Here is a 20,247-nt window from a genome sequence, read left to right as displayed (position 1 = left end):
GCGGGCCGGGCGGCGGTGCGTACGGGCGGCGGTGGGTTCGGCGGGCGGTGCGTTCGGGCGCTACTCGCCGACGGTCAGCACGACCTTCCCGGTGACCCGGCCGGTGTCACCCAGGTCGTGCCCCTTGGCCGCGTCGGCGAGCGGGAAGACCGCCTCCACGACGGCCCGCAGCTCGCCCGCCTCGACCAGCCCGGCGATCGCCCGCATACCGGCCTGATCGGCCTCGACCAGCAGCGGGACGGCCTCGACGCCCCGGGCCGCGGCCTGCTCGGCGAGGTCGGCGGGCAGCGCTCCGAGCGCGATGCTGATCAGCCGGCCGCCCGGCTTCAGGGTGTCCAGCGAGCGGATCGCGGTGTCGCCGCCGATGGTGTCCAGGACGAGGTCGACCGGGGCGATCCGGGTGAAGTCCTCCGTGCGGTAGTCGATCAGCTCGTCGGCGCCCAGTTCGCGCAGCAGCGCGTGCTTGGGGGCGCTGGCCGTGCCGATCACGTACGCGCCGCGGGTCTTGGCGATCTGCACGGCGAGGTGGCCGACACCGCCCGCCGCCGCGTGGATCAGGACGCGCTCGCCGGGCCGGACGCCCGCCGCGTCGACCAGCACCTGCCAGGCGGTCAGCGCCGCCAGCGGGATCGCGCCCGCCTGCACGTGGTCGACCCCGGCCGGCTTGCGGACCAGCGCGCGGGCCGGGGCCACCGCGTACTCGGCGAACGAGCCGACGCCGTAGGGGTAGGGCAGCATCCCGAAGACCTCGTCGCCGGGGCGGTGGATCGTCACGCCCGGGCCGACCGCCTCGACGACGCCGGAGACGTCCCAGCCGAGGACCAGCGGGAGGCGGTCGAGGAAACCGGGGTTCTGGCGGTGCTTCCAGTCGGTGGGGTTCATGCCCGCGGCCCGGACGCGGACGAGGACCTCCGACGGACCGGGCTCCGGGCGCTCGGTCTCGACCTCGCGCAGGACGTCGCTGCCGCCGTAGGTGTACTGGGTGATGGCTTTCATGGTGCTCATGCATCCAGGATGCTCCGGCCCCGACCAGCGCGGATAGCGGCCCGAAGGTCATGCTGTGCAAGAATTGGGCCATGCACCGCATCGTCGTCCTGGCCCTGGACGGAGTCATCCCGTTCGAGCTGAGCCTCGCCTCCCGACTCTTCGGAGCCGCCACGGACACCGAGGGCCGGCCCCTCTACGAGGTGGTCACCTGCTCGCTCGACGGCCGGCCCGTCCGTACCTCCGCCGACTTCTCCATCAGCGTCGAACACGACCGCGGCGCGCTCGCCGGCGCCGACACGCTGGTGATCCCGGCCTCCGAGGAGTTCGCCGGCATCGTCGACCGGGACTCCCTGCCGCCGCGCGTCGCCGAGGCACTGGCGCTGCTGCGCCCCGACGCACGGATCGCCGGGATCTGCATCGCCACCTTCGTGCTCGCCGCGGCCGGTCTGCTCGACGGCCGGGCCGCCGCCACCCACTGGCGGCACGCCGACCGGTTCCGGCGGTTCTACCCGGAGGTCGACCTCGCCCCCGACGTCCTGTTCGTCGACACCGGGCGGATCCTCACCTCGGCCGGCGCAGCGGCCGGCATCGACCTGATCCTGCACCTGATCCGCTCCGACCACGGCAGCGCCGTCGCCAATCTGGTCGCCCGGTGCTGCGTCGTCCCGCCGCAGCGCGAGGGGGGCCAGGCCCAGTACGTGCAACGGCCCGTCCCGGAGAGCACGGACGCCGGGACGTCCGCCACCCGGGCATGGGCCCTCGACCGGCTGCACGAGCCCCTCCAGCTGACCGACCTCGCCGGCCACGCGGGCATGAGCCGGCGCACCTTCACCCGGCGCTTCCGGGCCGAGGTCGGGCTGAGCCCGGGCCAGTGGCTCACCCAGCAGCGCGTCGACCTGGCCAGGCACCTGCTGGAGAGCAGCGACCTGCCGGTCAACCGGATCGCCGAGCGGGTGGGCTTCGGTACCGGCGCGTCCCTGCGCCAGCACCTGCACTCCGCGATCGGCGTGCCGCCGGGCGCCTACCGGCGCACCTTCCGGGCCTGACGCCGCAGGCGCAGGCGATCGCCCTCGCCGAGGCCGCCCCAGACCCCGTACCGCTCGTGCGCCTCCAGGGCGTAGCGCAGGCACTCGCGCCGTACGGGGCAGCCGGCGCAGACCTCCTTCGCGGCGCTCTCACGCGAGTCGTGGGCCTCGCCGCGTTCGCCGACCGGGTGGAAGAAGAGACCGCTGTCGGCGGACCGGCAGGCACCGTGCCGCTGCCAGTCCCACCGGTGGTCGAGGGCCCCGGGCAGATGTGCGATGTTCGTCATGGCGCTGACTCCGTCCCTTCGGAGTGTTGTCGGGTGGTGTCGGGTGGTACCGAGACGTGTCGTGCCGTTCGTTCGGGATGGCGACGGGTGGGCGTGCGGCGCGGTGGAGCGCTCAGTACCGCCCGCCGTAGTACGGGCCGTAGTAGGCGCCGAAGGTCTCCAGGTAGGCGATGTCCTCGTCGTACCCGATCGGCTCGAACGTCGGGCCGTTCTTGATCTCGTCCTTCGTCCGGTCGACGTAGACCTTCTTCTCGTCCTGCTCGACGCGCAGCACCGTGCCCGCCGGCAGCAGGACCTGGCGGCCGAAGATCCACGGGCCGGTGTCGACGACGAGGTACTGCGAGCCGGCCTCCGGCGAGTGCCGGTCGACCTTGCCGATCGGCCCGTCGGTCGCCTCCACGTGAAAGCCGACCAGATCGCCGTCGGCGACGTGGCCGGAGGTCGACCGGAACGCCCAGATGTCGATGTCGCTCGTGTCGCTCATGCCGGATTCCTTCCGCTCGGTGCCGCCCGGACCGTCCCGGGCGGCGCGTCCTCGCACCCCGGCTGCCCCGGACGCGCCGCTCCACACCCCTGTGGCGGACATCCGCCCGATCCGGGCCGATGGTCCGTCAGGCGTGCCCCTCGGCGGCCGCCGCGGCGAGGTCCAGCAGGACGACGGCCTGCTCGCGCATCTCGACCTTCCGGATCTTTCCGGTGACGGTCATCGGGAACTCGTCGACGAGGTGCACGTAGCGCGGGATCTTGTAGTGCGCGATCCGGCCGGCGCAGAAGGCGCGCAGCCCCTCGGCGGTCAGCTCGGGGGCGCCGGGGCGCAGCCGGATCCAGGCCATCAGCTCCTCCCCGTACGTGGCGTCGGGAACGCCGATGACCTGGGCGTCCAGGACGTCCGGGTGGGTGTGCAGGAACTCCTCGACCTCCCGCGGGTAGATGTTCTCGCCGCCGCGGATGACCATGTCCTTGATCCGCCCGGTGATGGTGAGGTAGCCCTCCTCGTCCATCACCGCCAGGTCGCCGCTGTGCATCCAGCCGTCGGCGTCCAGGACTTCGGCGGTCCGGTCGGGCTGCTCCCAGTAGCCGATCATCACCGAGTAGCCGCGGGTGCACAGTTCGCCGGGGGTGCCACGGGGCACGGTGCGGCCGGTCCGCGGGTCGACGACCTTCACTTCGAGGTGCGGGCCGACCCGTCCGACGGTGGAGACCCGGCGCTCCAGCGGGTCCTCCGTCCGGGTCTGGACGGACACCGGGGAGGTCTCGGTCATGCCGTAGCAGATCGACACGTCGCGCATGCCCATCCGCTCGACGACCTGCTTCATCACCTCGGTGGGGCACGGCGATCCGGCCATGATCCCGGTGCGCAGGCTGGAGAGGTCGTGCTCGGCGAAGGACGGGTCGTTGAGTTCGGCGATGAACATGGTCGGGACGCCGTAGAGCGAGGTGCAGCGCTCGGCGGCCACCGCGCGCAGGGTGGTCGCGGGCTCGAACCCGGCGGCCGGGATCACCACGCAGGCGCCGTGCGAGAGCGCGGCGAGGTTTCCCATCACCATCCCGAAGCAGTGGTAGAACGGCACCGGTACGCAGATCCGGTCGTGTTCCGAGTAACCGCACAACTCGCCCACGAAGAAGCCGTTGTTGAGGATGTTGCGGTGCGACAGGGTCGCGCCCTTCGGGAAGCCCGTGGTGCCCGAGGTGTACTGGATGTTGATCGGGTCGTCCGGGCCCAGCGCCGCGGCGGCGGCGTGCAGCGGGCCGCGGTCGGCGTGCTCGGCCCGGGCGAGCAGGTCGGTCCAGGCCGGCGAGCCGATCAGCAGGACGTCCTTCAGCGCGGGGCAGCGCGGGGCGGTCTCGGCCAGCATGGCCGCGTAGTCGGAGGTCTTGAAGGCGGCCGCGGCCACGATCGTGCGGATGCCCGACTGCCGTAGGACGTAGTCCAGTTCGTGCGCCCGGTAGCCGGGGTTGACGGTCACCAGGACGGCGCCGATCCGCGCGGTGGCGTACTGGGTGAACACCCACTCCGCGCAGTTCGGCGCCCAGATCCCGACCCGGTCGCCCCGGCCGACGCCGAGCGCCAGCAGCCCCAGCGCGACCCGGTCCACCTCCTCGGCCAGCTCCCGGTACGTCCACCGACGGCCGGACGGCAGGTCGACCAGGGCCTCGCGGCCGGGAAAGGCGCGGACCGCGCGGTCGAGGCTCGCGCCGATGGTGTCGTCCAGCAGGGGCGTGGCCGAGGTGCCGACGGCGGAACTGGGGGACGGGTTGGTCATGCGCTGACTCTCCTGGACTCGCCCGGACGAATGGCGACCGAGTCTATGCAAGGCCGCGCCCGGCGTCATCGCCCCTTCCCGCCCGCGACGGTGACGGGACGTCACCCGTGCGGCCCGTCGGAGGGGACCTCATGACAGGCCGGTTCGACGCCGCGGTCGAGGGGCCGGGACCGCGTCGACCGCACAGGGAACGGGTGACCTCTGACAGGCGACCTCGACCGATTGACAGGTGAGTTTGACCGCCTGGCTGACTGAGCGTGGGCCGTCATTCGTCGTGGAGCCGCTGGAGGACCTGGGTGAAGTCGCCGTCGTCGAATAGGCCGACCAGCACCTGCGTCATGTTGTCGATGCCGGGCTCCCGGACAATGAGGCCGTCGGAGCACCAGAAGTAGCGGCCGTCCAGCGCCTCGCCAGTCCGGGACCACCTCTCCATGAGGCGTTCGACCTCGGCAAGGGTGAACACGGTCGCGCTCCAGCGTGAGCCGTCCGCTGTCAGCCGGACCTCCACGTCGATGTTGCAGACGCTGTCCAGAGCCTCGCCTGCGCCGGGCAGGAACGACGCCTCGAAGCGGTCTGTGCGGACGCGGTACCAGGGGCCGTCCCATCCCTGGTCAGCTATTTCGGTTCCGGTGTGGGCCATGCAGGGAGCATCTCCGGCCGGCCCGAACTGCTCAACTGCATTCCCCGGCGAGAGCCAGCAGACCCCGTCGGCGTCCACGAAGCCGAGCTCGAACTCCGCCCGCGCGGCATCGCCGTACGCCCGCGCAGCAACCCCCGCCGCTTCCCCCACCATCACTCAAGATCAGGTGGCAGGAACCTACGGGTGGTCAAGATCGCCTGGCAAACGCTCAAGGTCACCTGTCAAAGGTCAACGGGCCGGGGATCGGCGGTCGGCGCGGCTGCCCCCGGCCGCCGATCCCCGGTCCGACCTGCACTTTCGGGCAAAGATCACCCTGGATCGTCAGGATGGACACGGTCAATTGTGTACATTCGGCATTGACTGAACTTCTGTCAGCGGGGGGCGCTGCATCCGGGGCCGATCCTCGGGCCCTCCGTTCCCGCACACGCCCGAGACAGGACCGCCCATGCCCCACCCGAAGCCCGCCGTCACCCGGCGCACCCTCGTCACGGCGATCGGTGCCACCGCCGCCGCGCTCGCCGTCACCCCCGCCGCGTCGGCCGCCGCCGCCGCCGGCAGTGGCACCGGCGCCGGCAACGCCGCGGGCACCGGCGCGGGCGGGGCCCAGCCGCTCGCCGCCCGGACGGCCCGCGTCCCCGAGACCCGGGCGCTGTCCGCGGTGGGCCGCGAGGCCACCACCGTGCGGGCGGACTTCCCGATCCGCTACGTCGGCGTCAGCTGGGACGGCCCCGCCCGCGGCGCCGCCATCCGGCTGCACCGCGACGACGCGACCCGCGGGGCGTGGCAGCCGCTGCCCGCCGGCTGCGCGGGCGGCCCGGACGGCGCCGACCGCACGGTCGGGACCGCCACCGCGCTGATCGCCGCCGACGGCGCGCCCGGCTACGACCTGCGCCTGCCCGACGGGGCCGCCAACGTCCGCTCCGCCGCCATCGACACCGTGCACGGCCCGGCCCGCACGGTCTCGCTCGCCCCGACGACGCCCGTCACCTTCTGCGGGGTCGAGTACCTCTCCCGCGCGGCCTGGGGCGCCGACGAGTCCAAGCGCTTCAAGAACGGCGTGGAGAACTCCCCCGCGAAGTACTACCCGTTGCAGACCCTGACGGTGCACCACACCGACACCGCCAACGCCGACCCGGACCCGGCGGCCACCGTGCGGGCGATCTACGAGTACCACGCGATCACCAACGACTGGGGCGACATCGGCTACCACTTCCTGATCGACGAGGCCGGACGGATCTACGAGGGCCGCTGGTCGGGCGACGACGGCATCCCGGCGCACGACGCGGCCGGGAACGCCGTGACGGCCTTCCACACCGCCGGCTTCAACTCGGGCAACATCGGCATCGCCCTGCTGGGCACCCTCAGCAGCCAGGCGCCGACCGCCCCGGCCCGCACGTCGCTGACCGCGCTGCTCGCCGTGCTGACCCGCGCGCACAACCTGGACCCCCAGGCGCACGTCACCTTCGTGAACCCGGTCAACGGCGTGACCAAGCCGGTCGAGATGATCAGCGGCCACCGCGACTGGCTGGCCACCGACTGCCCCGGCGGCACGATGTACGCCGACCTGCCGGCGCTGCGCGCCGACGTGGCGGCCGTCCCCGCCCCCGGGCACTGACCCGGCCGGCCGGGGCGGTGCGGGGGTGTCCCCCCGCGCCGCCCCGGCCGCGTCGCTAGGCTGTGGGCATGCCCCTGGATCCGCTGCCCGAGCCGCCGGCGGTCGGCGCGGCCGACCCGACGGACGACGCCCTGGGCGAGGTCGCCCGGCTGCTGGCCGGCCGGGGCGTGGCGGTGCTGACCGGCGCGGGGCTGTCCACCGAGTCGGGCATCCCCGACTACCGGGGCCCGACCGGGAGCCTGCGCCGCCGGACGCCGATGACCTACCAGGAGTTCGTCGGGAGCCCCGAGGCCCGGCGCCGCTACTGGGCGCGCAGCCACGCCGGGTGGCGCTCGATCGCCGGGGCCCGCCCCAACGCCGGGCACCTGGCCGTCGAGGAGCTGCGCCGCCGCGGCCTGGTGTCGGCGGTGATCACCCAGAACGTGGACGGCCTGCACCGGGCGGCCGGCACCGTGGACGCGGTGGAACTGCACGGCGGGCTCGACCGGGTGGTCTGCCTCGGCTGCGGGCGGGGCAGCGCGCGCGAGGACCTCGACCGGCGCCTGCGCGCGCTGAACGGCGCCTTCCCGGAGGACGGCGCCCTGCGCAACGCCGACGGGGACGTCGAGCTGCCCGACGCCCTGGTGGCGTCCTTCCGGGTGGTGGCCTGCGGGGCGTGCGGCGGGATCCTCAAGCCCGATGTGGTCTTCTTCGGCGAGAGCGTGCCCGCGCCACGCGTCCGGCACTGTTTCGACCTGGTCGACGGGGCGCGCGGGCTGCTCGTCCTCGGCTCGTCGCTGGCGGTCATGTCCGGGCTGCGCTTCGTGCGGCACGCCGCACGGGCCGGGAAGCCCGTCGCGATCGTGAACCAGGGCCCGACGCGCGGCGACGACCGCGCCGACGTCCTGGTCGACCTCCCGCTCGGACCGGCCCTGACGGCGCTGACCGAGCGGCTCGCCGCCGCGCCGCCGGCCTGAGGGACCGCCCGGGCGCCCGGCGTCAGCAGTGGCGCAGGAAGCGGTCCAGGACGCGCGTGCCGAACTCCAGGGCCTCCACCGGGACCCGCTCGTCGACCCCGTGGAACAGGGCGGCGAAGTCCAGTCCCGGGGGCAGCCGGAGCGGGGCGAAGCCGAAGGTGCGGATGCCCAGGCGCTGGAACGACTTGGCGTCGGTGGCGGCGGACAGCATGTAGGGCAGCACCCGGGAGCCCGGGTCCTCGGCCGCCAGCGACAGCGCCATGGCGTCGACCAGCCGGCCCTCGAAGGCCGTCTCGACGGCCGGCAGGCTGTTCCACTCCTGCTCGATGCCGGGCCCCAGGAGCGCGGCGACCTCGGCCCGGAAGGCCTCCTCCCGGCCCGGGATCACCCGCGCGTCGATCTCCGCGCGGGCGGTGGAGGGCACCACGTTGGCCTTGTGGCCGGCATCGAAGCGGGTGGTGTTGGCGGTGTCGCGCAGGCTGGCCCCGATCAGCCGGGCCGCGTGCCCGAACCGGGCCAGCGCCGCCTCGGGGTCGTTCTCGTCGAACGGCACCCCGGTGATCTCCGCGGCCCCTTCGAGCAGTTCGCGCACCGCGGGGGTGAGGACGACGGGGAACCGGTGCGACTCCAGCCGGGTGACGGCGGCGGCGAGCCTGGCGATCGGGTTGTCGTCGTGCAGCAGCGAGGCGTGGCCGGCCGTGCCCCGCGCCTTGAGGCGCAGCCAGACCGCCCCCTTCTCCGCCGTCCCGATCAGGTAGGCCCGGGTGGCGTCACCGAAGCTGACGGAGAATCCGCCGACCTCGCCGACCGCCTCGGTCACGCCCTCGAAGAGTTCCGGCCGGTGGTCGACCAGCCACCGGGCGCCCTGGAAGCCGCCCGCCTCCTCGTCGGAGACGAAGGCGAAGACCAGGTCGCGCGGCGGCAGGACGCCGTCGCGCCGGTGACCGCGGGCCACGGCCAGCATCATGGCCACCATGCCCTTCATGTCGACCGCGCCCCGGCCCCACAGGTAGCCGTCGGCGACCTCCCCCGAGAACGGGTGCACGCGCCATTCGGCCGGGTCCGCCGGGACGACGTCCAGGTGGCCGTGGATCAGCAGGGCGCCGCGCTCCCGGTCCGCCCCGGGCAGCCGGACGACGACGTTGCCCCGGCCCGGGGCGCCGGCCTCGACGTAGGTGACGTCGTAGCCGACCTCGGCCAGCTTGGCCGCCACGTACTCGGCCGCCGGGCGTTCGGTGCCCACCCCGCCCGCGTCCGCGGTGTTGGTGGTGTCGAACCTGATCAGGTCGCTCGCCAGGGCGACCACCTCGTCCCACGGCCGCGGCGACGAACCGCCGGGGCCGGTCGGGGCGTTCGCTGGCGGGCCGTCAGGCGCGCCGTGGGCGGGCGGCGGGGAGGGCGAGGTGGTGCGCGGCGCCATGCTGGGGTTCCTCCCTGCTGGGCGGGCGAGCGGGCGGCCGCTCCCCCGGTGACCGGTACCCATCGATCAGTACCACAGGACCGGGCGCTCCCGGGGGCCGATCGTTCACTCCGGCCGCCGGCGCGAACGGATCCGGCGACGCGGCGGGAGCCGGCGGTGCGACCGGAGCCGGCGCGCCCGGCGTGCCCGGCGTGCCCGGCGTCAGAAGACGGACCAGCCCGTGGCCGTCGTCAGCGCGTCCAGGGCCGCGACCCCCAGCACCGAGTTCCCGGCCGCGTCCAGGCCCGGGCCCCAGACGCAGACCGTACCCCGGCCCGGCAGCACCGCCAGCACGCCGCCGCCGACCCCGCTCTTGCCCGGCAGCCCCACCCGGTAGGCGAACTCACCTGCCGCGTCGTAGGTGCCGCAGGTGAGCAGCACCGCGTTGATCCGCTTGGCCTCGCTGCGCGACAGCAGCCGCGAGCCGTCGGCGCGGGTCCCGTGCCGGGCGAGGAAGAGCCCGGCCAGCGCGAGGTCCCGGCAGCTCGCCTCGATCGCGCAGTGCGCGTAGTAGTGCGCGAGCACGCTGTCGACCGGGTTGCGCAGATTGCCGTAGCTCGCCATGAAGTGCGCCATCGCGGCGTTGCGGTGGCCGTGCTGGGCCTCGGAGGACGCCACCGAGTCGTCCACCGCGACGGCCGGATTGCCGGACTCCGCGCGCAGGAAGTCCCGGACCGCGCCGACGGCGTCGCCGGTCAGCTTCAGCAGCCGGTCGGTGACGACCAGCGCGCCGGCGTTGATGAAGGGGTTGCGCGGGATGCCGTTCTCGGACTCCAGCTGGACCAGCGAGTTGAACGGGTTGCCGGACGGCTCGCGGCCGACCCCGCGCCACAGCTCGTCGCCGCCGTCCGCCAGGGCCAGGGCCAGGGTGAACAGCTTCGACACCGACTGGATCGAGAACGGGTGCTCCCAGTCCCCGGCGCCGAACACCGCGCCGTCCACGGTGGCGATGGCCATCCCGAAGGCCGTCGGGTCGGCCTGGGCGAGGGCCGGGATGTAGTCGGCGACCCGCCCCCGGGCGGGAGCCCGCCGGGCCGCCTCCATCGCCTCCTGGAGGAGCAGCTGGTAGTCCATGTCGTTCACGCTGCCATTGTCGGCCACCCCGCCGGCCTGGGCCGACCCGGCCCCCGGGGTCGGTGGCGGGCCCCGATCCCGGGTGTCGGCGGCTGCTTCTAGAGTGGCGCCATGACGCGCCCCAATCCTGTGACCGCCGACGACGGCCGGACGCTTCGACGGCTGATCGGCGACGCCGGCCTCGGCCCCTGGGAGGGTGAGCTGATGGGGCTGGCCGAGCACGGCATCGCCCTGGGGCCGCGCCCCGCCGGCCACCGGGGGCCGGAGCCGTTCTCCCGGTGCGGCGGCGTACCGGCCGTGCCGCCCGGCTTCGTCTGGCCGGGGGCGGAGCCGGGGCCGGACGCGCTGCCGGACTGCTTCGTCGCCCAGATCGACCTGGCGGAGGTCGCGCCGGCGGACGCCAACCACCTGCTGCCGCCCCGCGGCCTGCTCTACTTCTTCTTCCCCGGCCACGACGGCTTCGGCGGCCGGGACGCCGTCACCGTGCTGCACTTCCCGGACGCCACCGCCGACGGCACCGCGCCCTACGACGTGGCCTCCGATCCGGCGTTCGCCGATCCCGAGGCCGGCTGGGGCGCCCCGCCGTGGGAGTTCACCGGGCCGCCCGCGCCGCTGTACGCCGCCGGCAAGGCCATGCTGGCGCAGGCCGTGCGGTTCCACGACGATCCCCCGGTCGACCTCCCGGAGGAGGCGGTCGACCGGCTGTCCGCGCTGCCGTCCGCCGCCCTGGACGTCGCGCCGCGGCACGGTGCCTGGATGGTGCTGCTCGGCCCCGATCCGGAGACGGACCAGTACGTGGTGCCGCCGCGCGGCCGTGGTCCGGAGCGCATCCTGCTCGCGGCGGGCCGCCCGGAGTTCACCGGGTGCCCGCTCTACTACGTCATCCGCGACGAGGACCTGGCCGCCGCCGACTTCGGCCGTGTCGAGGCCGTCACCGTCCAGCACTGACCGGTCCGGGGTGAGGCCGCCTCCCCGGCGGAGGGCCGGTCAGCGCGGGCGGACCGCCTCGGCGAGCAGGCGGTAGGAGTCGAACAGCGCCGCGCGGTCGTACGTGCTGGTGGTGACGAGGAACTCGTCGGCTCCGGTGCGGGCCACCAGCGCGGCGAGCTCGGCGGCGGCCTGCGGCGGGGTCCCGGCGATGTGGCCGCGCAGCGACTGCTGGTAGGCCGCGCGCTCGCGCGGGCCCATCTCCCGGCCGAGCACCTCCTCGGCGGGGGCCAGCGGCGGGAACTCGCCGTGGGTCCGGGCGTGGGCGCTCGCCCAGGCCTCGGCGACCAGCAGCCGCTCGGCCTCTTCGGCCGTTCCGGCGACCGCCACCGTGCCGGAGACCACCACGTACGGCCGGGCCGCCCGTGCGGAGGGGCGGAACCGGGCGCGGTAGCGGTCGATCGCGGCCAGCATCCGGTCCTCGCCGCGGACGGCCCCGATGACCAGCGGCAGCCCGGCCTCGGCGGCGATGTCCGCGCCCGCGCCGGTGGCCAGGACGAAGGCCGGGACGTCCAGGCCCTCGGCGGGGCGGGCGTGGACGTCCCGGTGGGTGCGCCCCGACCCGTCGAAGTAGCCGAGCAGCTCGGCCAGTTGCTCGCCGAAGCGGTCCGCGGCGTCCTTGTCCCGGCCGAGTGCCCGCCGGACGCCGTCGGTGAAGGCCACCGAGCGGCCCAGCCCCATGTCGATCCGGCCGGGGAAGAGCGCGGCGAGCACCCCGAACTGCTCGGCCACGACCAGCGGCTGGTGGTTGGGGAGCATCACGCCGCCCGTGCCGACCCGGATCCGGTCGGTGGCCGAGGCCACCGCCGCGGCGAGCACGGTGGGAGCCGACCCGGCCACGCCGGGGACGCCGTGGTGCTCCGACACCCAGAACCGGTGGTAGCCGAGCCGCTCGGCGTGCCGGGCGAACGCCACCGTGTCCCGCAGCGCCCGCGCGGGCTCCTCCCCCCGTCTCGTCCGGGAACGGTCGAGCACCGAGAGGCGGATCGCAGGCGCGGCAGTAGTCACCTCAGCGGCAACCACCACCGTCCGGGACCGCATTCCCGGCGCGTCGGCGCCGGGGTCACGGCGGCCGGGTCACCGGCGCGGGGTCACGGCGGCGGGCTCAGGACGGCAGCCGGGGCTCAGGCCGGCGGGTCGGCCGCGCGGAGCTCGCCGGTGCGGACCACCTCCGCGTACCAGCGGGCGCTGTCCTTGGGCGTGCGGCGCTGGGAGGGGAAGTCCACGTGGACGATGCCGAACCGCTTGCCGTAGCCGTACGCCCACTCGAAGTTGTCCAGCAGGGACCAGAGGAAGTAGCCGCGCACGGGCGCGCCGGCGGCGATCGCGCGGTGGACGGCGGCCAGGTGGGACCGCAGGTAGGCGATCCGCTCGGGGTCGCGGACCGCGCCCGAGGGGTCGCCGTAGTCGTCGTAGGCGGCGCCGTTCTCGGTGATCAGCAGGGGCAGGCCGGGCAGCTCGTCGCGGAGCCGGGTGAGCAGCTCGTACAGGCCCTCGGCGTCGACCGGCCACCCCATCGCGGTGCGCTCGCCCTCGGCCGGCAGGAAGCGGATGCCGTGGTCGGCGGGCCAGGGGGAGCGCTCGCCACCGTGGCCGTCCTGGCGCGGGGCCGGGTCGGCCGGGTCGTCGGCGGCGACCACCGTCGGGGTGTAGTAGTTGATGCCGAGCGCGTCGAGGGGGCGGGAGATCTCGGCGAGGTCGCCGTCGCGGACGAAGGACCAGTCGGTGACGCCGGCGGTGTCGGCGAGCACGTCGGCCGGGTAGCGGCCGTGGAACACCGGGTCGAGGAAGATCCGGTTGGCCAGTCCGTCGATCCGCCGGGCGGCCTCGCGGTCGGCCGGGTCGTCGCGGTGCGGGCGCACGGCCGCCAGGTTGAGGGTGAGCGAGACCCGGGCCGTGGCCGGGAGTTCGGCGCGCAGCGCGCCGACGGCGAGGCCGTGGGCGAGCAGCAGGTGGTGGTGGGCGGTGAGGGCGGCGGCCGGGTCAGTGCGGCCGGGGGCGTGGACGCCGCTGCCGTAGCCGAGGAAGGCGCTGCACCACGGCTCGTTCAGGGTGGTCCAGGAGTCGACGCGGTCGCCCAGCCGGGCGGCGGCCAGGGCCGCGTACTCGGCGAAGCGCCGGGCGGTCGACCGGTCGGTCCAGCCGCCGCCCGCGGCGGGGCCGCCACCGGCCGGGGTCTCCAGCTCCTGCGGAAGGTCCCAGTGGTAGAGCGTGGCCACCGGGGTGATGCCGTGCTCCAGCAGCCCGTCGACCAGCCGGTCGTAGAAGTCGAGCCCGGCCTTGTTGACCGGGCCGCTGCCGCCGGGCTGGACGCGCGGCCAGGCGATCGAGAAGCGGTAGGCGGGCAGGCCGAGTTCGGCCATCAGCGCGATGTCCTCGCGGAACCGGTGGTAGTGGTCGGTCGCGATGTCACCGGTGTCGCCGTTGCGGACCTTGCCCGGCGTCCGGCTGAAGGTGTCCCAGATGGACGGGGTGCGGCCGTCCTCCCCGGCGGCGCCCTCGATCTGGTAGGCGGCGGTGGCCGCGCCCCAGAGGAAGTCGGCGGGGAACACGAGGGGTCGGTCGTGGTCGGTCATGTCACCTTCCGGTGGTGTGGGTCGGGGTCAGCCCTTGACGGCGCCCTGCATGATGCCGCCGACGATCTGCCGGCCGAGGACGCCGAAGACCAGCAGGACGGGGAGCGTGCCGATCAGGGTGCCGGCCATGACGATCGACTGGTCGGGAACGTACCCCTGCCCCAGGGACTTCAACGCGACCTGCACGGTGGGGTTCTGCGAGCTGAGGGCGACGACCGGCCAGAAGAAGTCGTTCCAGGTGGCCATGAAGGTCAGCATGCCCAGCACCGCCATGCCCGGGCGGGCGGCCGGGAGCACGATCGAACGGAAGATCCGCAGCAGCGAGGCGCCGTCGACGCGGCCGGCCTCGACCAGTTCGTCCGGCAGCGCCTGGACCAGGTACTGCCGCATGAAGAACACCCCGAAGGCCGAGACCAGCGAGGGCAGGATCACCGACGGCAGGGTGTTCTGCAGGTCGAGCCGGACGATCACCATGAACAGCGGGATCACGCCGAGCTGCGGCGGGATCATCATGGTGGCGACGGTGACCGCCAGCAGCAGGCCGCGGCCGCGGAAGCGCAGTTTGGCGAAGGCGAAGCCGGCCAGCGTCGAGGAGAGCACCACCCCGGCCGTGACGGTGGCCGCGACGATCAGCGAGTTCAGCAGCGCGTCGCCGATCGCCGCCTGCTCCAGTGCCGCGCCGATGTTGTGCAGCAGGTTCGGTCCGGGGGTCAGCGCCGGTGAGGCCGAGCTGAGTTCGGCGTTGGAGCGGCTGGCGGCCACCAGCGTCCAGTAGAAGGGGAAGGCGAACATGAGGGTGGCGGTGATCAGCACCACGTGGACGAGCGGGCCGCCGTGCAGCGGGGAGCGCGGGTTCGGTCGCATGCGGGTCACCGGTCCGTACGGTTGCGCCGGGCGGCGATCGCCGCGTTCAGCAGGGCGAGGACGACGATCAGCAGGAACATCACCCAGGCCACCGCGGCCGCGCGCCCGAGGTGGAAGAAGCTCCAGCCCTGCTCGTAGAGGTAGAGGCCGAGGGTCTGGTACTGGTGGGAGATCCCGCCGCCGGCGTTCCCCTCGTAGAGCAGCGGTTCGCCGAACAGCTGGGTGGCGCCGATGGTCGACACGACCACGGTGAAGACGATGGTGGGGCGCAGGCCGGGGACGGTGACGTGGCGGAACTGCTGCCACCGGGAGGCCCCGTCGACCGCCGCCGACTCGTAGAGCTCGCCGGGGATCGCCTGCATGCCGGCCAGGTAGATCAGCGCGTTGTACCCCGTCCACCGCCAGGTGACGATCGCGGAGACGCCGAACTGCGAGGCCCAGGTGCCCGCCTGCCAGTCCACCGGGCTCAGGCCGGCCTGGCCCAGCACCCAGTTGATCAGGCCGTAGTCCCGCCCGAAGAGCTGGGCGAAGACCAGCGTGGCGGCCGCCACCGAGGTCGCGTACGGCATCAGCATCGCGACCCGGTAGAAGGACCGGCCGCGCAGCCGGTAGTTGAGCAGGTGGGCCAGGCCCAGCGCCATCAGCAGCTGGGGCACGGTGGAGAGCACCCCGATGGTGAAGGTGTTGCGCAGCGCGTTCCAGAAGAACGGGTCCGCCAGCAGGCGGGTGTAGTTCTGCGCGCCGACCCAGTCCATCCGGTCGGTGGTCTGCAACTCGACCCGGTGGAGCGAGACATAGGCGGTGTAGAGCAGCGGGAAGAGCCCGAAGGCGGCGAACAGGACGAAGAACGGGGCGAGGAAGCCGTAGGGCGCGAGCCGGCCGGCCCGGCGGGCCCGGGGCTTCGCCGGGTCGGCCGCGGGCAGGCGGGCGGCGGAGGTGATGGCCATCGTGGGTGTTCTGCCGATGCCGCGTCAGTTTCCGTTGGCCTTGGCGATGTTGTCCATCGCGTGCTTCCAGGCCGCGTCCGGGGCGGTGCCGGTCCGCTCGACCTCGCCCAGGGCGTCGGTGAAGGCCTTGCCGATCACGCCGTCGTCCACGCCGAGCACCTGGGCCGGCATGGCGGCCGCCGACTCGCTGAAGATCCGGCCGATCGGCGCGTTGTTGAAGTACGGGTCGGTCACGTCCTTGATGGCGGCCTGCGCGCCGGTGGACGACGGGAAGGAGCCCTGCTTCGTGAAGAGGGTGGTCTGCTGCTCCTTGGCGGTCAGCCAGGCGATCAGCGCGGCGGCCTCCTTGGGGTGCTTGGCCGTCCTGGGCACGGTGAGGTAGGAGCCGCCCCAGTTGCCCGTCCGGCCGGGGCCGGGGGCGACGTCCCAGCTGCCCGAACCGGCCTCGCCCGCCTGGCCCTTGATGTAGCCGAGCATCCAGGCGGGGCAGCTCAGGGTGGCGAACTTCCCGGTGCTGAAGGCCTTGTTCCACTCCGGGGTCCACTGCGGGAGCTTCGCGCTCAGCCCGTCCGCGACCAGCCGGCCGGCGTCGGCCCAGGCGGTCCGCACGGCCTGGCTGCTGTCGAAGACCGGCTTGCCGCTCTCGTCGGCGTAGCGCACCTTCTGCTGGCCGACCTCGGCGGTGAAGAGCCCGGCCGCACTGTCCGTCCAGGTGTTGCCGGCGCCGGCCGTGGCCACGTACTGCTTGCCGAGGTCCAGGTAGCCCTGCCAGGTCGACCAGCGCTGGGCCAGCTCGGTGCGGTCGGTGGGCAGGCCGGCCGCCTTGAACAGGTCGGTGCGGTAGCAGATCGCCTCCGGGCCGATGTCGGTACCGGCCCCGAGGACCCGGCCGTCGGCGGTCTTCACCGCGGCGCCCTTCCAGGGCACCAGTTCGTCGTTGACCGAGCCGAGCCCGAGGGTCTTCAGGTCGGTGAACTTGTCGGCCTGCTTCTGCAGCACGCTCGCCACCCGGCCGACCTCCAGCCCCTGGATGTCGGCCAGGCCGCCGCCGCCCGCGAGCTTGGTCTGCAGGGCCTGCCAGTACTGGCCCTCGTCCTGGGTGTCGGTCTGCTTGACCGTGACGTCGGGGTGCAGCTTCATGTACTCCTCGTAGAGGCCGCTCTCCTTGAAGCCGAAGGTGCCGAAGAGGTCGACGGTGATGGTCACCTTGCCGTCGGCGGCGTCGGCCGATCCGGCGGAGCTGCCGCAGGCGGTGAGCAGGAGGGTGGCGGCGAGGGCGGTGCTGCCGAGCACGGCGGCGGAGCGGCGCATGAGGACTCCCTGGCGGGGCGGGTGGGGTGCGGTTCGGGCGGCGCGGGGCGAGCGGGGGGTGTGGGGATGCGCGGACGAGGGGCGCTGGGCGGTGCGTCGAACGGGACCTGAGAGCGCTCTTGAGAGCGCTCTCAGTGCGTTGAGAGGAGAGTGCCGTGCGGGCGGCGCGGTGGTCAAGAGGCCGAAACCCGAACGTAATCTCCGGGATACCGTCGACCGGCGTTCAGGCCTTGAACGCGGGGGCGGAAAGGGCTACTCCGACGGGACGGCGAAGCGCCCGACCGCCCAAGCCCCGGCCGGTCAGGTGCCCACCGGTCAGGTCCAGCCCGTCAGGCCGAGACCGGTCAGGCCGAGGCGCGCAGGACCAGCCGGGTGGGGGTGATCACGGAGGTGGGGCCCCCGGGGCGCAGACTCGACGGGAGGCCGCCCGCCGCTCCCCCGGCCGCCCCGGGCCGCGCACCGGCACCGGCGCCGGCGAGCCGGCGCAGCAGCAGCCCGGCCATCAAGCGGCCCATCTCCTCGATGTCCTGGCGCACCGTCGTCAGCGGCGGCTCCGTCCAGGCCGCGATCGACTCGACGTCGTCGAAGCCCACCATGGCGACGTCCTCCGGCACCCGGCGGCCGGCCTCGCGCAGCACCCGCAGCGCACCCGAGGCCATCGCGTCGGAGGCCGCGAACACCGCGTCCAGGTCGGGCCGGCGGGCCAGCAGTTCGGCCATCGCCCGGCCGCCGCCGTCGGGGGTGAAGTCCCCCTCGGCGATCAGCGCCGGGTCGCCGTCGGGCAGCACGTCCCGGTAGCCGTCCAGCCGGTCCATGGAGGAGGTCTGGTCGAGCGGGCCGGTGACGGTGGCGATGGCCGTGCGCCCGAGGGCCCGCAGGTGGCCCACCGCCAGTCGGGCGCCGCCCCGGTTGTCGCTGTCCACGTAGACCAGGTCGTGGTCGGACTCGGCGCCCGGCCAGCCCGGCCGGCCGCCCACCACGAAGGGCAGCCCGACCTTGCGCGCCATGTCGGGCAGCGGGTCCGGCTGGTGCAGCGAGAACAGCAGCGCGCCGTCCACGTGCCCGCCGGCCAGGTAGCGGCCGACCCGCTCGTAGTCGTGCTGGTCCTCGACCATCATCAGGACCATCTGGTGGTCGGCGGCCGACAGCTCGCGGCCGATGCCGCGCAGCTGCTGGGCGAAGAACGGGTCGGAGAAGAGCCGGCTGCCGGGCTCGGCCACCACCACGGCGACCGCCCGGTTGTGCCGGGTGACCAGCGTCCGGGCGGCCGGGTTCGGGACGTAGCCGAGCTCGTCGACGGCCCGTCGGACCTTCTCCCGCAGGGCCTCGCGGACGCCCTCCCCACCGTTCACCACCCGCGACGCCGTGGCCCGGGAGACCCCGGCCCGTTCGGCGACCGACTCCAGCGTCGGACGCGGCGACTGCTCCGGCACCGTGGGCTCCTCTCGCGCGTGAACGCTTCGTCCCCAGAGCCTAGCGGGTCGGCCGGCCGTCGCTGAGAGCGCTCCCAGAACACCCGGGCGGGCACGCCGGAGCGGTGGCGGGCGACTGCCGTCCGCCACCGCCCGGCGCCCCGGGTCAGGTGGTGCTGAACGTGAACCAGTTGACGTTGACGAAGTCGGCCGGCTGCCCGCTGGTGAAGGTCAGGTAGACGTCGTGCCTGCCGGTGGTCGCGGCGATGTTCGCCGGGACGGTCGTCCAGCTCTGCCAGCCACCCGTGTTGGCCACGGCGAAGGAGCCGATCGGCGCGGCGGTCCGGCTGTCGAGGCGGACCTCGACCAGTCCGCTGACGCCGCCCGCCGCACCCGAGGCCACCCGCGCCTTGAACTGCCGGGCCTGGGCCGTCCCGAAGTCGACGCCCGGGTATAGCGCCCAGTCGCCGTTGGCGAGCGCGGCGAGGTTCTGGCCGCCGCCGCTGTCGGTGGTGGCCTCCCGGGCCGTCCCCGACTGCCCGCCGTAGGCCTCGGCCTGGATGGTGCCGTACGCGCTCCCGGTGCCGCCGGGGGGCGGCGTGGTCGGCGGTTGGGTCGGCGGTGTGGTGGTCGGCGGCGCGGTGGTCGGCGGGGGCGTGGTCGGCGGCGTGGTGCCGCCGCCCGAGCGGTAGACCGCGACGTAGTCGACCAGCATCGGCACGCCGGAGGCGGTCGCGGCGGTGGGCGTCCGGTGACCCGCCACCGGGTCGGGGAAGGCCCCGCCCATCGCGACGTTCAGCAGGATGAAGTGCCCGTGCGCGGTGGCCGCGTCCCAGGTGGCGGCGTCCATCTGGGCCGAGGTGACGGAGTGGAACTGCACGCCGTCGACGTACCAGCGCAGCTGCTGCGGGCTGACGCTGCGGTCCCACTCCAGCGCGTAGGTGTGGAAGTTGCCCTGGCAGGCCGAGCCCGGGCAGGCGTGCACGGCGCCGAGGCCGGTGGTCTCGTTGCACGGGCCACCCGGGTTGCCGCCGCAGTGCAGGGTTCCCCAGACCTGGTTGACGCCGTTGACGTTCTCCATCAGGTCGAACTCGCCGATGGTCGGCCAGTTCCAGTAGTTGCCGCGGTACGGCGCGCCCAGCGTCCAGAAGGCCGGCCAGTAGCCGTCGGCGGCCGGGCCGGTCACGTTCGGCATCTGGATCCGGGACTCGATCCGCAGCTTCCCGCCGGCGGGCGGTTCGAAGTCGCTGCGCCTGGTCTCGATCCGGCCGGAGGTCCAGTTGCCGGCGGCGTCCCGGATCGGGGTGATGCGCAGGTTCCCGGCGCCGTCCTGGCGGAGGTTGGCGGTGTTCGCGGTGTAGCTCTGGACCTCGCCGGTGCCCCAGTTGGCGGCGCCGCCGGGGTAGCTGGTGCCGGTGTCGACGATCCAGTCGGCGGCCGCCGGCAGGGTGTCGGCGGCGCCGCCGAAGTCGTCGCTCCAGACGGTGGTCCAGCCGGCGGGCGCGGGCGGGACGGCGGCCGTGGCGGTGCCGAGCAGCGCCGCGCAGAGCGCGGCGGCCGCGCCGGCGGCGGTCAGCACGGTGGTCAGTGCGCGGCGCGGGCGCCGTCTGCGGGTGGCGGTGGTCGCGGGTGGGGTGTTCGTTCCGGACACGGTGGTGCACCTCCGTGGGGGGACGGTCGTGGGGGTGACGGTGCTATGGGAGCGCCGGGGCGGGGCCGTGGGGGCCCCCCCCCCCCCCCCCCCCCCCCACCCAACACCCCCCCCCCCCCCCGGGGGGGGGGGCGCGGGGGCCCCGCGGGGGACGGGGGCCAGGGGGGGTTATTGGGGGGATGGGGAAAAATG

Annotated in this window: 18 protein-coding genes; 4 read left to right on the top strand and 14 right to left on the bottom strand. The window is 74.3% G+C overall.

Translation table 11 applies throughout. The features are described from left to right. Nucleotides 1–60: 60 nt before the first annotated feature. Complete coding sequence (locus ACFWA9_RS15095) at nucleotides 61–996, bottom strand: NADP-dependent oxidoreductase (RefSeq protein WP_380387307.1); 936 nt, start codon at nucleotides 994–996, stop codon at nucleotides 61–63. Between the two features lie 80 nt (nucleotides 997–1,076). Here ACFWA9_RS15095 and ACFWA9_RS15090 point away from each other — a divergent pair, with 80 nt between their 5' ends. Beyond that, nucleotides 1,077–2,033 (top strand): GlxA family transcriptional regulator, encoded by a 957-nt coding sequence (locus ACFWA9_RS15090; protein WP_380387228.1) that lies wholly within the window; start codon nucleotides 1,077–1,079, stop codon nucleotides 2,031–2,033. On the opposite strand, the gene ACFWA9_RS15085 is transcribed toward ACFWA9_RS15090, so the two are convergent. The 4 genes from ACFWA9_RS15085 to ACFWA9_RS15070 all read right to left on the bottom strand — a co-directional run bounded on the left by ACFWA9_RS15085 (nucleotide 2,009) and on the right by ACFWA9_RS15070 (nucleotide 5,203). Next, nucleotides 2,009–2,299, bottom strand: a complete 291-nt coding sequence (locus tag ACFWA9_RS15085) for a WhiB family transcriptional regulator (RefSeq protein WP_329491475.1) — start codon at nucleotides 2,297–2,299, stop codon at nucleotides 2,009–2,011. The two genes, ACFWA9_RS15090 and ACFWA9_RS15085, sit on opposite strands and share 25 nt — an antisense overlap. 112 nt (nucleotides 2,300–2,411) lie before the next feature. Then, a complete protein-coding gene (locus ACFWA9_RS15080; protein ID WP_329491474.1) occupies nucleotides 2,412–2,783 on the bottom strand; it encodes a PRC-barrel domain containing protein in 372 nt (123 codons plus the stop codon). Nucleotides 2,784–2,910: 127 nt separating this feature from the next. After that, complete coding sequence (locus ACFWA9_RS15075; RefSeq protein WP_380387225.1) at nucleotides 2,911–4,563, bottom strand: AMP-binding protein; 1,653 nt, start codon at nucleotides 4,561–4,563, stop codon at nucleotides 2,911–2,913. A 265-nt stretch (nucleotides 4,564–4,828) separates the two neighbouring features. Next, nucleotides 4,829–5,203, bottom strand: coding sequence for a hypothetical protein (locus tag ACFWA9_RS15070; RefSeq protein WP_380387304.1), 375 nt, complete (start codon nucleotides 5,201–5,203; stop codon nucleotides 4,829–4,831). Nucleotides 5,204–5,648: 445 nt separating this feature from the next. Here ACFWA9_RS15070 and ACFWA9_RS15065 point away from each other — a divergent pair, with 445 nt between their 5' ends. Then, entirely contained in the window at nucleotides 5,649–6,818 is a 1,170-nt protein-coding gene (locus tag ACFWA9_RS15065; RefSeq protein WP_380387222.1) for a peptidoglycan recognition family protein, read from the top strand. A gap of 68 nt (nucleotides 6,819–6,886) precedes the next feature. After that, nucleotides 6,887–7,774, top strand: coding sequence for an NAD-dependent protein deacetylase (locus ACFWA9_RS15060; RefSeq protein ID WP_380387219.1), 888 nt, complete (start codon nucleotides 6,887–6,889; stop codon nucleotides 7,772–7,774). Nucleotides 7,775–7,796: 22 nt separating this feature from the next. Here ACFWA9_RS15060 and ACFWA9_RS15055 read toward each other — a convergent pair whose 3' ends face one another. Then, entirely contained in the window at nucleotides 7,797–9,194 is a 1,398-nt protein-coding gene (locus ACFWA9_RS15055; protein WP_380387216.1) for a M20/M25/M40 family metallo-hydrolase, read from the bottom strand. 201 nt (nucleotides 9,195–9,395) lie between these two features. Continuing rightward, on the bottom strand, nucleotides 9,396–10,307 hold the full coding sequence (locus tag ACFWA9_RS15050) for a glutaminase (protein WP_352290766.1): 912 nt from the start codon (nucleotides 10,305–10,307) through the stop codon (nucleotides 9,396–9,398). Nucleotides 10,308–10,418: 111 nt separating this feature from the next. Here ACFWA9_RS15050 and ACFWA9_RS15045 point away from each other — a divergent pair, with 111 nt between their 5' ends. Beyond that, on the top strand, nucleotides 10,419–11,255 hold the full coding sequence (locus ACFWA9_RS15045) for a DUF1963 domain-containing protein (RefSeq protein WP_380387213.1): 837 nt from the start codon (nucleotides 10,419–10,421) through the stop codon (nucleotides 11,253–11,255). Between the two features lie 39 nt (nucleotides 11,256–11,294). Here ACFWA9_RS15045 and ACFWA9_RS15040 read toward each other — a convergent pair whose 3' ends face one another. The 7 genes from ACFWA9_RS15040 to ACFWA9_RS15010 all read right to left on the bottom strand — a co-directional run bounded on the left by ACFWA9_RS15040 (nucleotide 11,295) and on the right by ACFWA9_RS15010 (nucleotide 20,055). Next, a complete protein-coding gene (locus tag ACFWA9_RS15040; RefSeq protein WP_380387210.1) occupies nucleotides 11,295–12,302 on the bottom strand; it encodes an LLM class flavin-dependent oxidoreductase in 1,008 nt (335 codons plus the stop codon). 116 nt (nucleotides 12,303–12,418) lie between these two features. Further along, a complete protein-coding gene (locus ACFWA9_RS15035) occupies nucleotides 12,419–13,870 on the bottom strand; it encodes a GH1 family beta-glucosidase (RefSeq protein WP_352290681.1) in 1,452 nt (483 codons plus the stop codon). A 27-nt stretch (nucleotides 13,871–13,897) separates the two neighbouring features. Beyond that, complete coding sequence (locus ACFWA9_RS15030) at nucleotides 13,898–14,734, bottom strand: carbohydrate ABC transporter permease (protein ID WP_380387207.1); 837 nt, start codon at nucleotides 14,732–14,734, stop codon at nucleotides 13,898–13,900. Between the two features lie 5 nt (nucleotides 14,735–14,739). Beyond that, nucleotides 14,740–15,681, bottom strand: a complete 942-nt coding sequence (locus ACFWA9_RS15025; RefSeq protein ID WP_352290682.1) for a sugar ABC transporter permease — start codon at nucleotides 15,679–15,681, stop codon at nucleotides 14,740–14,742. A 24-nt stretch (nucleotides 15,682–15,705) separates the two neighbouring features. Beyond that, the gene (locus tag ACFWA9_RS15020; protein ID WP_380387203.1) at nucleotides 15,706–16,992 is read right to left on the bottom strand and encodes an extracellular solute-binding protein; all 1,287 of its coding nucleotides are present in this window, start codon (nucleotides 16,990–16,992) and stop codon (nucleotides 15,706–15,708) included. Between the two features lie 344 nt (nucleotides 16,993–17,336). Next, a complete protein-coding gene (locus ACFWA9_RS15015) occupies nucleotides 17,337–18,425 on the bottom strand; it encodes a LacI family DNA-binding transcriptional regulator (RefSeq protein WP_380387200.1) in 1,089 nt (362 codons plus the stop codon). Between the two features lie 145 nt (nucleotides 18,426–18,570). After that, on the bottom strand, nucleotides 18,571–20,055 hold the full coding sequence (locus ACFWA9_RS15010; protein ID WP_380387198.1) for a glycoside hydrolase family 16 protein: 1,485 nt from the start codon (nucleotides 20,053–20,055) through the stop codon (nucleotides 18,571–18,573). Nucleotides 20,056–20,247 lie beyond the last annotated feature (192 nt).

Origin of the sequence: Kitasatospora sp. NPDC059973 (assembly GCF_042737525.1) — a bacterium.
Lineage (GTDB): Bacteria > Actinomycetota > Actinomycetes > Streptomycetales > Streptomycetaceae > Kitasatospora.
This window is presented reverse-complemented; position numbering and strand designations above follow the sequence as displayed.